Source organism: Pseudomonas sp. KH_046_2, from assembly GCF_057838985.1.
In genome coordinates this window covers 4764172-4776831 of sequence record NZ_CM174480.1, presented here as the reverse complement: position 1 = coordinate 4776831, position 12660 = coordinate 4764172, and the positions used below count along the sequence as shown (strand labels likewise).

Below are 12660 nucleotides of genomic sequence, written 5' to 3'. Positions count from 1 at the left end.
TGGAGCACAGTCTAGGGAACAGCTGCGGCAAGCGCCACATTCCGATGAACAGAGAGCCTTACATGGACACCTCCACCTGCCCCGGCGCCATGACCTGCGCCTTGATGACTCGTTGGGAGTTGAGGTTTTTCACCCGGATCTGTTCGCTCAGGCTGCCGTTCGACAGGGCTTCGCCCGGCATGCGCACGCTGAGGGTACCGCTGCGGGCGGTTATCACCACTTGATCACCCTTGCGGATGACTTCGGCCTGTTCGATGTTCACCAGGGTAATCACCTGGTCGGCGACCATTGGTCGGGTCAGTCGCTGCCCGATCGCCTGATCGAGGGAGGTCAGGTAGCTCTGGCTGATGAGGCTGATATCGCGCTCGCGCAGCACTACATCCCCAGGCTCGACAATGGCGGCGCGGCGCAGTGGCCGGGCGCTGGTCACGACATCGCGAAACAGGCGGACTTGAGCGGGTACGAAGACGGTCCAGGGAGACGCGCCCTCGCAGCGAACCTTGACCGTGACCCGTCCCAGCGGCTTGGGACTCTCAAGCGTTGCTGTCAATTCCTTGTCGCACATGGGCATATGCATGCGCGGATCGAGCTGGTTGACCTGGATCTCGTAGCGACCTTCCGTTTGACTGGTAGCCAGATAGTCTTCTACGGTGAATTCAAGAAAGCCCTGAGTGACGCCGATAAGCATGTCAGGCAAGGTAACCGCGTCAGCAAGGGCAGGGCTGCCAGTGTTGAACAGGCATACGGCCGCCAGCGCGCCGAGCAATTTGCGGCAGGGTCTGGTCAGGCGTCGGAAAAGTGTCGGTTCTGTGTTCATAACGATTAAAAAAGCAAGCGCCGTGCCGTTTAGTGATGAAGGCGCGTCGCAACAACACTTGGCGTTGGTGTAGGAGTCTGGGCATGGCTGGTGTAATGGATTCGGTAAACCAGCGCACGCAACTGGTGGGGCAGAATCGCCTTGAGCTGTTGTTGTTCCGTCTCGACGGCCAGCAGCTGTACGGGATCAACGTGTTCAAGGTTCGGGAGGTGCTGCAATGTCCCAAACTGACGCTGATGCCCAAGTCCAGTCCTGTCGTGTGCGGCGTGGCGAACATCCGGGGGGCGACCATTCCGATCCTTGATCTGGCGATGGCGACCGGCTCCGGTGCGTTGAAGGACAAGCACAATCCTTTCGTGATCATCACGGAGTACAACACCAAGACCCAGGGTTTCCTGGTGCGCTCGGTGGAGCGCATCGTCAACATGAACTGGGAGGAGATCCATCCGCCGCCCAAGGGCACCGGGCGCGATCACTACCTGACGGCAGTGACGCGGGTCGACAATCAGTTGGTCGAAATCATCGATGTCGAGAAGGTGCTCGCGGAAGTGGCGCCGACGCCGGAAGCGATTTCCGTGGGTGTGGTGGATGTCGAAACCCAGCACAAGGCGCTTTCGTTGCGCGTGCTGACGGTCGACGACTCATCGGTGGCGCGCAAGCAGGTCACGCGTTGCCTGCAAACGGTCGGCGTCGAAGTGGTGGCGTTGAACGACGGTCGGCAAGCGCTGGACTACCTGCGCAAACTGGTCGACGAGGGCAAGAAGCCGGAAGAAGAGTTCCTGATGATGATCTCCGACATCGAAATGCCGGAGATGGACGGGTACACCCTGACGGCGGAAATCCGCAATGACCCGCGCATGCAAAAGCTTCATATCATCCTGCATACTTCGTTGTCGGGGGTATTCAATCAGGCGATGGTCAAGAAGGTCGGTGCCGATGACTTCCTGGCCAAGTTCCGTCCTGATGACCTGGCATCCCGGGTAGTCGACCGGATCAAAGCAGCAGATATCAGCTAGGGGTTCGCACCCCTGGCAGTCAACACGATTTAAGAGGCGGCATCATTGTCTACGGGTAATTTGGATTTCGAACAGTTCCGGGTATTCCTGGAAAAAGCCTGTGGCATTTTGCTCGGTGAAAACAAGCAGTACCTGGTCTCCAGCCGTCTCAACAAACTGATGGAACAGCAAGGCATCAAATCTTTGGGGGAGCTGGTTCAGCGCATGCAGACCCAGCCGCGCAGTGGTTTGCGCGAGCAAGTGGTGGATGCCATGACCACCAACGAAACCCTGTGGTTTCGTGACACCTACCCGTTTGAAGTCTTGAAGAACAAGGTGCTGCCCGAAGCGATCAAGGCCAGTCCCGGCCAGCGCCTGCGCATCTGGTCGGCGGCGTGCTCGTCGGGCCAGGAACCGTATTCGCTGTCGATGTCCATCGACGAGTTCGAGCGGGTCAACATGGGCCAGTTGCGGATGGGCGTACAGATTATTGCCACCGATCTGTCCGGCACCATGTTGAACAACTGCAAGACCGGCGAGTACGACAGCCTGGCCATCGGCCGTGGATTGTCGCCTGAGCGCCTGCAGCGTTATTTCGACCCGAAAGGGCCGGGGCGCTGGGCGATCAAGGCACCGATCAAGAGCCGGGTGGAATTCCGTTCCTTCAACCTGCTGGACAGCTACGCGAGCCTCGGCAAGTTCGACATCGTGTTCTGCCGCAACGTGTTGATCTACTTCTCCGCCGAGGTGAAGAAGGACATCCTGTTGCGCATCCACAGCACGTTGAAGCCGGGGGGGTACCTGTTCCTCGGTGCTTCCGAAGCGCTGAACGGTTTGCCGGATCATTACCAGATGGTCCAGTGCAGCCCGGGGATCATTTACCAGGCGAAGTGATTTGGTTGAAGGCTTGAAGAAAAACGGGAGTCCTCAGGGACTCCCGTTTTTTTGTACGCGACGTAAAGGCTGTGCCTCAGGGCAACAATCAGGCGTAATGATGCAGACCCAATACCGATGAATGTGTTTCTGCAAAGCCAGGGGCGAAAACAGCCTTGTTTACAGAGGTTGTGAAAAATAGCCCTTGAGGGTTTTCGTCAGAATTGATTGAGCGTCCAATACCTCTTGGGTCGGCTCAGGCTGTGAGCTACTAAACTTTTTTCTTGTCCAGCTGAAAAAGAAGGGGCCATCAATAAAACGTTCATCGTGTTCCGCCAAATATAACTTTGTCACGGAAGTATATCTGGGGAAAACATGAAAGTGCAGTTCATGATTGAGCTCGGAAATACGCATTATGTATATTTTCTCAGGAGAGAATAGAGTGTTTAAGGCTCGCTCCGTAAATGCCAAGCCCTTCATCAGTTCAGCACTTTCCGCCGAACTTAGTTCTGCGAGTCTTGATATGTCCCGCTTAAGAGAAATAATCATGTAGCCAGGGATGTCACAGTCTCGACAATGAGAGATTACGATGTGTTTTCCTGAGTAAATTGTCCGCGTTGACATGACTAGCCTCCCATGTACCAACCATGGTTAATGTGTAGGGTCTGCCCCGTCAAGCTCATACCGGAGGTCAGCAGGAAAGTGAGTGTGTTCACAATTTCTTCAGGAGATCCTAGCTGGTGACTAGGTATTTGTTCTTTCAGGTTTTTGATGAAGCTATCATCGAATTTACCCATCCCACCGGAAACTGCGCCGGGAGCAATGGCGTAGACCGGGATATTGAATTTACTGAATTCGCGTGCTAACGACTTTGTGAAGTTGATCACGCCGGCTTTTGATGCGCTGTAATGCGCGGCAGAGACGCTATAGGGAAATATTTTGTGAGTGTCAACGCCAGAGCCGGTAGCGCCCATCATGGATGCAATATTGATAATTTTTCCTTCCTTGGCCTTCAGCACACCGAAAAAATATTTACACATCAAAAAAACACTTTTTAAATTAGTTTGCATTACAAGATCCCACTCCTGATCATCGATATCCAAGAGCGGTATTCTCTTGCCATTTGTTAATTTTGGAGAGATGCCGGCGTTATTGATCAGTAAGTCGATGCCCTTGAATTTATCCTGGACCACTTGCGCCGCATGTATGACATCTTGAGACGAAGAAATACTAATTTCTAGCGCCAGTACTTTGGTTTCAGGGTGCTGGCTGTGGATCTTCGATTGAAGAGCATCCAGATTGGTTTTGTTAGTATCGATAATTACCAAGTTGTAGCCAGTACTTGCTAGGTGTGTGGATAGACATGTGCCAATTGTACCCCCTGCTCCTGTCACCACCGCAGTCAATTGTCCCGAAGACATCGGTTATGCTCCTATTTGCTGTACCGTTGAGGTATAGGAATTGAGTACAGAGTCAATATGGCGTTGTGATTTTGAGTTCTTGTTCAATACTTCTAGACAGACCGGTGCCTTGACACCCATTTTCCTAAGGGTTCTAAAAAAAGGGATTAGAGGAAAGTCACCCAAGCCGGGTGCTACCCGGTAGCCACGGGTAATTTCGATCAGTGAGAGCTTCGAAAAAAGGTCGGGGTTACTAATCAAGTCATTGCAATGGATGAGAAAGATTTGTTCTGGTGGAATTTTCTTCAGCGCCTTCAGATCCGGGTCACCCATAAAGAAATGATAGGTATCTAACAGGATGCCTACGTTGTTTCGATCGATAGCGGCGACCAACTCTTGTAACTTTGTAATTGAAGGAATATCTGTCCAGGGAAGGAACTCGATCGCGAGGGAAAGATTTTCCTGCTCCAGTTTCTCTGAGAGTTTTCTGATGTTCTCTCTGTACAGGGACGGTTGAAGGTTCTCTCCAAATGTCGCCGCGGTGAGAAAGGGAGCGCCGAACAGCTTTGCATAATAAATTCCTTGTGAAATTTCATGTTGTAATTTTTGGCTCTCATACTCATGGGTGAAAAGATGTTTTAAGAAATTAATTTCGATCACTTCGACTTTTTTAGTTTGTAATACTGATTTGATATCATTTGGGGCAATGTTTTCCTTATCAAGCCAGATATCAAGCTTTTCGAACCATAATCCAATGCCAGAAAATGGTGAGTCGGAGATCAGATTTATCTTTTCCAGCGGTGATATTTCAAATCCGAAACTACCCTCATTAATATAAATTTTCATTGGTCAACCCTCCAATATACTCAAGCATCTATTGATAATTCCAGGGGTGTTGAGAGTGTGGAATTCTAAAGCTCGATCATAGGTTTGGTTTCGAACGACTACGCTGCCCACTCCCAAGCAATGTATCCTGCTACCTGTGTGCTTCACGGACGACGGGAACCCTATGGAGGCTCCGATGCCGCAGTACGCAAGGTGTTCTTCCACAATCAGCAGGTTTTGGTAATGGCTCACGTATTCTTGGATACTTGGCTGCAAGCGCTTAACGTCTAAGTCGCACAACGGATGCACGGGTATCTGAAGTTTTAGACCTGAGTTTAAGTGTTTCGAGGCAAGTAGACTTCTTTTTACCGACTGGCCTGTCGCAAGGATTGCTAGCGCGTTTGAATCGGTGCACGTGGAGGAGTTCAAGGCCACATGGGTATCGAGGTAATCACTCCCGGGAAGTGGATTCTCGATTCTAAAGTAAGACGGGCCATGGTGCTCAAGCGCATCGACGAGGCAGCGTGTAGTACTGAGAATACTGTAAGGCGAATATATGTTTAGGTTCGGCAGCGATCGAGTAGCATTGATGTCATCTATTTGTAAATGCGTATAACCTTGGTCTGAGTAATAGAGGCCACACCAAAGACCGACAAAAATAACCTTGAGCTTGTTTTCGCAAATGATTGAGCGTAGTTGTTCGTACCCTCGGTACAGCAGAAAGGTCGATATTCCAAACACGAACACTGTCGCCCCTTCTTGGGCAAGTCCAGCAGCAACGCCAAAGGCGTTTTGTTCGGCCACTCCTACATCGATAAAGCGATGACCCAACTGATTCTTGAACATGTGCAGTTTTGAAGAAATGGCCGAGTCGACAGCGACGACGTAAATATCCTCACTTTCGGCGTGTAGAATAATGTGGTTGTTAATAATGTCCCTCAAATCTTTCTTCATTTTCGCGGCTCCTGGCGTGGCTTAGTGAATGTCCAATTCGCTTTTTACAAAATCCAACTCCAGTGCAGTAGGAACTCGATAGTGCCAACTGAGATCTTTGGTGCAAAAACTGATGCCGTGCCCTTTTACGGTATGGGCAATCAGCACAGAAGGGCCTGCGGTTTTATTTTTCTTGATAGTACTAATCGCGTTGGCTATTTCATCGGTATTATGTCCGTTTACACTGAGTACGTTGCAGCCAAAGGAAGTTAGCTTGTCGACCAAGGGTTCGATATTCATCACCTCTGCGATAGGGCCATCAATCTGAACTTTGTTGTAATTGATAATGATGATGAGGTTGTTGATCGAGAAGTGAGCAGCCGCCATGATCCCTTCCCAGTTACTGCCCTCATCAAGTTCACCGTCACCAACGACCACATACAAGGTGTTCGCTGCAGTATTGAAATTTTTATACAGGCCCATTCCAACAGCTATAGAAATTCCATGGCCGAGAGAACCAGAACTCATATCTGAAAACGCTAGATTTTTATTAGGGAACATGGTTAAGTCTGATCCTTCTTTTAAGAAGTCAGAAAGTTGGAAATTTTCATTTTTTAGTGCGTGTTGCACGCAATACAGAGCCAGTGCGCCTTGGCAGGAACTCAGTAAAAATCTATCGTGTGTTGGTTTGTAATGAGTGGAAAAAACAGACCATAAAATCTCCACCATCGATAGCGAAGAGGCAATATGTCCACCCCCCGATTCATGACACAGCTTGAAGATTTGATAACGGATATTTTTTTCAATTCGTCCATTGTCAAGCATGTGAAGTCCGCCGAATTTTTCTTAGTTGAAAGTAAAAGCTGATTTGATTCCTTCTTGATTCCGAGCGAAATTGAACGCCCTTTGATGTTCATCCGGACTGAAAAAGTGGGTCGTGAGTCCGGTGAGCTTGTGGCCGTTGGTTTCTATGTATTTACAGGCCATCACCATATGGCTGTGATTTATGCCTTTGCTTGTCGATATACGGCACCCACTTTTGACAATGTCGGAGGAACTGATGCCTTTTTCTGTTGAGAGATTCAGGACTCTGAGGTGTCCGCCGGGTTTACACCTATGCAGCGCAAACGCGACGCCGGAACTGGTGTTGCTCGAGTCAATGACGAGGTCGTACTGTTGCAACGTTGCTGGTGCAGCATCCGTTTTGAAGACATTCTTTGCGCCGAGGCTGAGTGCTTTCTCAAGGCGTTGATCGTCGCTGCTCACGCCAAACACATCGACCAAATGACCGTATTCCGCCAGCAGGAGCGTATGGAGAAGACCCAGAATTCCTGGCCCGACGACGGCGACTGTCAAAACCTTATCTCGCCGCCCTTTAAAAACACTGGCAATGGAGTTCAGGGCAATGGAAAGCGGTTCTGCTAGCACACTGACTTGGGCAGGGATGTCTTTCGATATTTTGTGAACCATCGATTCGTCGACGGTCAAGTACTCAGAAAACGTACCATTAGTATTGATACCAATATGCAGCCAGTTCCTGCAGTAATTAGTCAGGCCTTTTACACAGGCGTCACATTTATGGCAGGAGAAAACGGTCTCAAACACCACATGGTCTCCCATCTTGAAGAGACTACCAGGAGAGCATTGTGCAACGAGGCCACACCCTTCATGACCGAGTATGCCGTTGGGCTTTAACAACGCTTTGTTGTAGTACTTGCCGTCGACGATTTTCAGGTCAGTCGAACAAATTCCTGCTAGCTGGATCTTTATCTTTATAGGGCGAGAATAAAGCTCAGTATCGCAGTGATCAATATCTTGATGTATGACGCGTTCCCCATCATAGATCAACGCTTTCATGTTTAATCTCCTGTTTTATTTTATCTATAACGACCATGTTGTTCAGTGCATCGTCTATGTTGACCATGGGGATATCTTTCCCTTCAATTACTCTTATAAAATGGTCCATTTCTAGCTTGAGCGGATCCTCGCATTCCACTTTGGGATCGATAGAAAACGCCGAAAACTCGGAGAACCAATCTCCAGTGCTTTCATAAGGGTATAAAGTTAAGCTTGGAAAGGTGATTGCTCCCTTGTCGCCGAAGATTTTTAAGAAGTCCACATCGCTTGATGGAAAGGTATGATTTTCACCCATCGTTTTTTCATAATTAAACGGAGACGGGATGTTGTCTCCGATCAACAGAGTGCCGACAACGTCGTTTTCCAGTTTGAAAATGGCAGTGACATTTTCTTCGACGGCCAAGTTCCTGTTGCTTCGACCTAAGATCGCCTTCGTGAGACTGATTTCACCAAATAGGAACCTGACAGTATCTATTTCATGAATTGCATTGATTGCTAAAGGACCTCCTCCTTGACTCTCATGAATTCTCCAGTTGTGTTCGTTATTGTTGAAGTACTCATCATTTTTTTTGATGCACCACACCGAATCAAAAGATATGACATTTCCTATAATTCCAGAATCGATGATTCTTTTGAGTTCCTGCAGCTTTGGAGAGAACCTTCGGTGATGTCCTATCAATGCTGTGCAATTATGCTCCTGAAGTATTTTTTTTATTTTGATGATTTCTGCTGAGTCGTGCCCCACCGGTTTTTCAATTAAGAAAAATTTAATTTTTTTCGCGCTGAATTCAATTATTTCTCGAGTTAGGCTATGTGGTCCGGCCAAGACCAATGCATCTAAATTCACCTCATCAATCATTTTTTTATAATCGTCGTACGTCTGTATCTCATTTTCAAGATTAGATGCTTTAGAGAGTTCTTTGTAGGTAAGGCATTTGACCAAGGCTTTATTGGAGTGATAGCGCTGTATATTTTTCAGGTGTTTCATTCCGTGGTTGCGACCAACGATACCGATATTCAACATGAGTCGATCCTCCTTGGCTATTTATCGCCCACCGGCGACTCTGAATAGCTCACCTGTGATGTAGTTAGCGTCGGGACTGGATAGAAAAAACTCAACGCCGGCAATGTCCTCAGGCAACGCGATTCTTCCTAAAGGGACCAAGCTTACAAGTCGCTCTAAGGTTTCGGCAGGAAGCCCCAATGCGGCATCTGTCATGGTCAGGCTGGGCATGATTGCATTCACCCGGACGTTGTACGTCGCCAACTCCTTCGCCAAGGATTTCGTCATACCGATCAGCGCACTTTTGGAGGTTGAATAAGCGCAGGCCATCGGGTATCCATCGGTAGCGGCAACCGATGCTATATTGACGATCACGCCTTCACGCCTAATTTTCATGCCGGGTATCACTGCTTTGCATAAATGAAAGACGCCATCAAGATTGGTGCCGAGAACGTTTCGCCAATCGTCATAGTCAATGTGTTCGAAACCGTCAGACGGTGGTTGCTGAATACCTGCACAGTTAACGAGGACATCAATGTTTCCCGCTTCTGAGAGTATTTGGTCCATGCAGTTGTTAACTGTTTTGAACTCACGAATGTCACATGTTATTACATGGATGTTTGCGTGAGTTTTGTAAGTTTTTCTAGGGTTTAAACATAGTGAATACACGGTGTCGCCGGCTCTTGCGTGTCTCTCTGAGATAGCGAGTCCAATTCCTCTAGTTCCACCGCTGACGACAATTGTTCTGCTGGGCATAGATGTTTCTCCCTCGGAAACTCAGTAAAATTACGTAATGATCCAGCCTCCATTACAATCAATTGTGGCTCCATGCACGTAGTCAGCGTTGTTTGAAATTAAAAATAAAATGACACCTGCAATATCTTCACCCTTTCCAAGTCTGCCAAGGGGGACGTGATTTTTAACCCAGTCAGCGCTTAGATTAGCATCGGAGATCATGTCGGTGTCTATTCGTCCGGGAGCAACGGTATTAATAGTGATTCCACAGTTTCTTAGCTCGTAGGCCAGTCCTTTAGTTAGGCCGATAAGCCCCGCCTTTGAAGAAATATAGTCAACAGAGGCAAGTACTCCTCCAAATCTGGCTGATGCAGAAGATATGTTTATGATACGTCCATAGTTGTTAATTTTCATATGGGGGATCACTTGTTTGCAAGTGTAGAAGGCGCCGGATAAGTTGGTGTTGATTACTTTGTGCCACGTTTGATCTTGAATGTCTTCAATCAGGAATCGCCCATCGGGTTTCACATGGGAGATACCGGCATTGTTGATGAGTATGTCGATCCTGTAGTGTGTTTGAATAATTTTGCTAATCATTGTAGTGACAGAGCTTGAGCTAGATATGTCGCACTGAATGTATTCTACCCCCCCCGCGGGAAGTTTGACTTCAGGGTGAGGCTTAGTGCCGCAGGTGATAACCCTTATGTTTCCTTTCAGTGCGATTAACTTGATGATGGAAAAGCCAATGCCTCTGGTTCCACCTGTGACCAGAGCAACTTTCATAATAGTAACCTTCCAGTTTTTGAGTTTGTGATGCCGTTGCCTGCGTTGATCAAGTTAGTGAGGCTAAATAGTTCGGTCAATCATTCCGTTGTAGGAGGTTTCACTGCAGGTCTTGGGTGTGGACTTACGGAAAATTCTTACGTCGAGATTTATTTTAAGTTAATCAGTAAGTTCTCAACTGTTGCACAAATTTGAGCTATTCGGTGATGTCAAAAAAACGCATTTCCAGTAGGGTTTTGTTACATTTCTTTCTGTTATTTGGCGCAGCTTCCATTGGTGTTTTTAAAACTTAATAAGGAGCCAATCAGTGCGGTTCCAATGTGGTGTGCCTGGGCAACCTGGCGCAGATCGATACCCCTTACCTGTCCGCGACCAGCTCCGGGCTGAGCTACCTCACTGAACGCTTCAAGGACTTCCCGAACGGGGTGCACATCACCCTGCAAGGGGGGCCACGTTCGATCCTGGCCGAATACGCCGAATCGCATTTGTAACTGTCCACCGGAACCGGGCGGCTTAACAGCCGCCCGGTTTTTTGTGTTGATTTCTCGCCAGCACCACATTCCCCTGTGGGAGCGAGCCTGCTCGCGAAAGCGGTGGGTCAGAAAAGTTGATGTCGGCTGACACGACGCCTTCGCGAGCAGGGGGCGGCGGTGTTCTGAAAAGGGTGAGGAGGCGGCAGAAAAGCGGCATCCGGCGGAAAACCGTTGCCGCTTTTCTGGCATTGCCGCGTTGCCATGGCCGGCAAAGCCCCGGTTTACGGGCTTTTTTGAATTGGCATGGGGCTTGCTAAGTTGATCCTACGAAAAATCAGGTCACCCGAAGGTTTCCCGACATGAGCATCAGCTTCGATAAAGCGCTCGGTATCCACGAACAAGCCCTGGGCTTCCGCGCCCAGCGTGCCGAAGTCCTGGCCAACAACATCGCCAACGCCGATACCCCGAACTACAAGGCTCGGGACCTGGACTTCTCGAAAGTGCTCGCCGAGCAGAACGAGAAAACCAAAAGCGGCACCTTCGCCTTGAACATGACCAACAACCGTCATATCGAAGCTGAGGGCCTGGGTAATGGCGACGAGTCGTTGCTGTATCGCGCGCCGATGCAACCGTCGATCGACCAGAACACCGTGGACGCTCAGCTGGAACAGTCGAACTACGCGGAAAACGCGATCGGCTTCCAGGCCAGCTTCACCCTGCTCAACAGCAAATTCAAAGGGCTGGTATCAGCCCTGCGTGGAGAGTAAGCCATGTCTCTATCCAGTGTTTTCAACATTGCCGGTAGCGGCATGAGTGCGCAGACCACGCGCTTGAACACCGTCGCTTCGAACATCGCCAACGCCGAGACGGTCTCGTCGAGCATCGACCAGACCTACCGCGCGCGCCACCCGGTATTCGCCACCATGTTCCAGGGCGGGCAGAGCGGCGGCAGCGACTCGCTGTTCCAGAGCCAGGATGCCGCTGGCCAAGGCGTGCAGGTGCTGGGTGTGGTCGAAGACCAGAGCAATCTCGAGGCGCGCTACGAGCCGAACCATCCGGCGGCCGATGCCAAGGGTTATGTCTACTACCCGAACGTCAACGTGGTGGAGGAAATGGCCGACATGATTTCCGCGAGCCGTTCGTTCCAGACCAACGCCGAAATGATGAATACCGCCAAAACCATGATGCAGAAGGTCCTGACCCTGGGTCAGTGATAAGGAGCGACTCAGATGAGTGTTACCGATTCCACCAGTGGTTTGAGCCTCAAGGATATCCTGGCCAACTCCTCGATCAAGACCACCACCACGACTGATGGCCTTGCATCGGCCGCCAACAGCGCCGCGGGCAACAAAGCCCTGGGCAAGGATGCATTCCTGCAGTTGCTGGTGACCCAGCTGAAAAACCAGAACCCGCTGGAGCCGCAGGACAACGGCGCTTTCGTGGCCCAGTTGGCGCAGTTCAGCAGCCTGGAAGGCATCACTACGCTCAACGACACGGTGACCGGCCTGGCCAGCAACTACAACTCGTCCCAGGCATTGCAGGCTTCGTCGCTGGTGGGCCGTTCGGTCATCGCTCCAGGCGACAAGGCCGTGGTCGATACCACCAAGAGCCTCAGCGGCACGGTGGTGGTTCCGTCTTCGGTGGCGTCCGCCACCCTGAAGATCACCGACGCAACCGGCAAGACAGTACGCACCATCGACCTCGGCTCGCAGAAGGCCGGCAATGCCAGCTTCATCTGGGACGGCAAGAACGATGCGGGTGAGACGGTACCTGCGGGCACCTACACCTTCGGCGCCACGACCTCGATCGATGGCAAGTCCGTCGCGTTGATCACCAACCTGCCGGCGACCGTCAACAGCGTGACCATCAGCCAGACCGGCGGTGAGTTGATGCTCAATCTGGCCGGGCTGGGCAGCATTGCCCTGTCCAAAGTACAAACCATTGGTATGTAGAGCCGATTAACACG

15 protein-coding genes and 1 pseudogene are annotated in these 12660 nt (G+C 50.2%); 6 read left to right on the top strand and 10 right to left on the bottom strand.

What is annotated here, in order from left to right; translation table 11 throughout:
* Positions 1–58 precede the first annotated feature (58 nt).
* A complete protein-coding gene (flgA, locus tag AC3IX1_RS21640; RefSeq protein WP_489385767.1) occupies positions 59–817 on the bottom strand; it encodes a flagellar basal body P-ring formation chaperone FlgA in 759 nt (252 codons plus the stop codon).
* A gap of 83 nt (positions 818–900) precedes the next feature.
* On the opposite strand from flgA, the gene AC3IX1_RS21635 reads away from it, so the two are divergent.
* Positions 901–1833 carry a chemotaxis protein CheV gene (locus AC3IX1_RS21635; protein ID WP_008051531.1) on the top strand — a complete coding sequence of 311 codons (933 nt, stop codon included), beginning with the start codon at positions 901–903 and terminating at the stop codon, positions 1831–1833.
* A 45-nt stretch (positions 1834–1878) separates the two neighbouring features.
* Positions 1879–2706, top strand: coding sequence for a protein-glutamate O-methyltransferase CheR (gene cheR, locus AC3IX1_RS21630; RefSeq protein ID WP_489385766.1), 828 nt, complete (start codon positions 1879–1881; stop codon positions 2704–2706).
* A gap of 159 nt (positions 2707–2865) precedes the next feature.
* On the opposite strand, the gene AC3IX1_RS21625 is transcribed toward cheR, so the two are convergent.
* From AC3IX1_RS21625 to AC3IX1_RS21585, 9 genes are read right to left on the bottom strand one after another with little or no spacing between them, the layout of a single operon-like run.
* Entirely contained in the window at positions 2866–3309 is a 444-nt protein-coding gene (locus AC3IX1_RS21625) for an HIT family protein (RefSeq protein ID WP_489385765.1), read from the bottom strand.
* Positions 3310–3311: 2 nt separating this feature from the next.
* Positions 3312–4106 (bottom strand): SDR family NAD(P)-dependent oxidoreductase, encoded by a 795-nt coding sequence (locus AC3IX1_RS21620; protein WP_489385764.1) that lies wholly within the window; start codon positions 4104–4106, stop codon positions 3312–3314.
* Positions 4107–4109: 3 nt separating this feature from the next.
* Positions 4110–4931: a sugar phosphate isomerase/epimerase family protein gene (locus AC3IX1_RS21615; protein WP_489385763.1), complete on the bottom strand. Its 822-nt coding sequence runs from the start codon at positions 4929–4931 to the stop codon at positions 4110–4112.
* A 3-nt stretch (positions 4932–4934) separates the two neighbouring features.
* The gene (locus AC3IX1_RS21610; RefSeq protein WP_489385762.1) at positions 4935–5864 is read right to left on the bottom strand and encodes a transketolase family protein; all 930 of its coding nucleotides are present in this window, start codon (positions 5862–5864) and stop codon (positions 4935–4937) included.
* Between the two features lie 21 nt (positions 5865–5885).
* Complete coding sequence (locus AC3IX1_RS21605) at positions 5886–6668, bottom strand: 1-deoxy-D-xylulose-5-phosphate synthase N-terminal domain-containing protein (protein ID WP_489385761.1); 783 nt, start codon at positions 6666–6668, stop codon at positions 5886–5888.
* Positions 6669–6689: 21 nt separating this feature from the next.
* Entirely contained in the window at positions 6690–7700 is a 1011-nt protein-coding gene (locus AC3IX1_RS21600; RefSeq protein ID WP_489385760.1) for a zinc-dependent alcohol dehydrogenase, read from the bottom strand.
* Entirely contained in the window at positions 7681–8724 is a 1044-nt protein-coding gene (locus tag AC3IX1_RS21595) for a Gfo/Idh/MocA family protein (RefSeq protein WP_489385759.1), read from the bottom strand. The genes AC3IX1_RS21600 and AC3IX1_RS21595 overlap by 20 nt, the downstream gene beginning before the upstream one ends.
* Before the next feature lie 21 nt (positions 8725–8745).
* Positions 8746–9459: an SDR family NAD(P)-dependent oxidoreductase gene (locus AC3IX1_RS21590; RefSeq protein ID WP_489385758.1), complete on the bottom strand. Its 714-nt coding sequence runs from the start codon at positions 9457–9459 to the stop codon at positions 8746–8748.
* A gap of 30 nt (positions 9460–9489) precedes the next feature.
* Positions 9490–10221 carry an SDR family NAD(P)-dependent oxidoreductase gene (locus AC3IX1_RS21585; RefSeq protein ID WP_489385757.1) on the bottom strand — a complete coding sequence of 244 codons (732 nt, stop codon included), beginning with the start codon at positions 10219–10221 and terminating at the stop codon, positions 9490–9492.
* 311 nt (positions 10222–10532) lie between these two features.
* Here AC3IX1_RS21585 and AC3IX1_RS21580 point away from each other — a divergent pair.
* From AC3IX1_RS21580 to flgD, 4 genes and pseudogenes are all read left to right on the top strand, one after another.
* A pseudogene (locus tag AC3IX1_RS21580) lies at positions 10533–10712 on the top strand (PhoH family protein); the annotation flags it as partial.
* A gap of 341 nt (positions 10713–11053) precedes the next feature.
* Entirely contained in the window at positions 11054–11461 is a 408-nt protein-coding gene (flgB, locus tag AC3IX1_RS21575; protein ID WP_489385756.1) for a flagellar basal body rod protein FlgB, read from the top strand.
* A 3-nt stretch (positions 11462–11464) separates the two neighbouring features.
* Positions 11465–11908: a flagellar basal body rod protein FlgC gene (gene flgC / locus AC3IX1_RS21570; RefSeq protein WP_007980123.1), complete on the top strand. Its 444-nt coding sequence runs from the start codon at positions 11465–11467 to the stop codon at positions 11906–11908.
* 15 nt (positions 11909–11923) lie between these two features.
* Positions 11924–12646: a flagellar hook assembly protein FlgD gene (flgD, locus tag AC3IX1_RS21565; RefSeq protein WP_489385755.1), complete on the top strand. Its 723-nt coding sequence runs from the start codon at positions 11924–11926 to the stop codon at positions 12644–12646.
* Positions 12647–12660: the final 14 nt, after the last annotated feature.

Bases quoted from the DNA above. Each gene is read 5' to 3' on its own strand.
- AC3IX1_RS21635 (WP_008051531.1), top strand. From the start codon at position 901: ATGGCTGGTGTAATGGATTCGGTAAACCAGCGCACGCAACTGGTGGGG.
- AC3IX1_RS21625 (WP_489385765.1), bottom strand. From the start codon at position 3,309: ATGTCAACGCGGACAATTTACTCAGGAAAACACATCGTAATCTCTCAT.
- flgA (WP_489385767.1), bottom strand. From the start codon at position 817: ATGAACACAGAACCGACACTTTTCCGACGCCTGACCAGACCCTGCCGC.
- AC3IX1_RS21605 (WP_489385761.1), bottom strand. From the start codon at position 6,668: ATGCTTGACAATGGACGAATTGAAAAAAATATCCGTTATCAAATCTTC.
- AC3IX1_RS21610 (WP_489385762.1), bottom strand. From the start codon at position 5,864: ATGAAGAAAGATTTGAGGGACATTATTAACAACCACATTATTCTACAC.
- AC3IX1_RS21595 (WP_489385759.1), bottom strand. From the start codon at position 8,724: ATGTTGAATATCGGTATCGTTGGTCGCAACCACGGAATGAAACACCTG.
- AC3IX1_RS21590 (WP_489385758.1), bottom strand. From the start codon at position 9,459: ATGCCCAGCAGAACAATTGTCGTCAGCGGTGGAACTAGAGGAATTGGA.
- flgC (WP_007980123.1), top strand. From the start codon at position 11,465: ATGTCTCTATCCAGTGTTTTCAACATTGCCGGTAGCGGCATGAGTGCG.
- flgB (WP_489385756.1), top strand. From the start codon at position 11,054: ATGAGCATCAGCTTCGATAAAGCGCTCGGTATCCACGAACAAGCCCTG.
- AC3IX1_RS21615 (WP_489385763.1), bottom strand. From the start codon at position 4,931: ATGAAAATTTATATTAATGAGGGTAGTTTCGGATTTGAAATATCACCG.
- flgD (WP_489385755.1), top strand. From the start codon at position 11,924: ATGAGTGTTACCGATTCCACCAGTGGTTTGAGCCTCAAGGATATCCTG.
- AC3IX1_RS21620 (WP_489385764.1), bottom strand. From the start codon at position 4,106: ATGTCTTCGGGACAATTGACTGCGGTGGTGACAGGAGCAGGGGGTACA.
- AC3IX1_RS21585 (WP_489385757.1), bottom strand. From the start codon at position 10,221: ATGAAAGTTGCTCTGGTCACAGGTGGAACCAGAGGCATTGGCTTTTCC.
- AC3IX1_RS21600 (WP_489385760.1), bottom strand. From the start codon at position 7,700: ATGAAAGCGTTGATCTATGATGGGGAACGCGTCATACATCAAGATATT.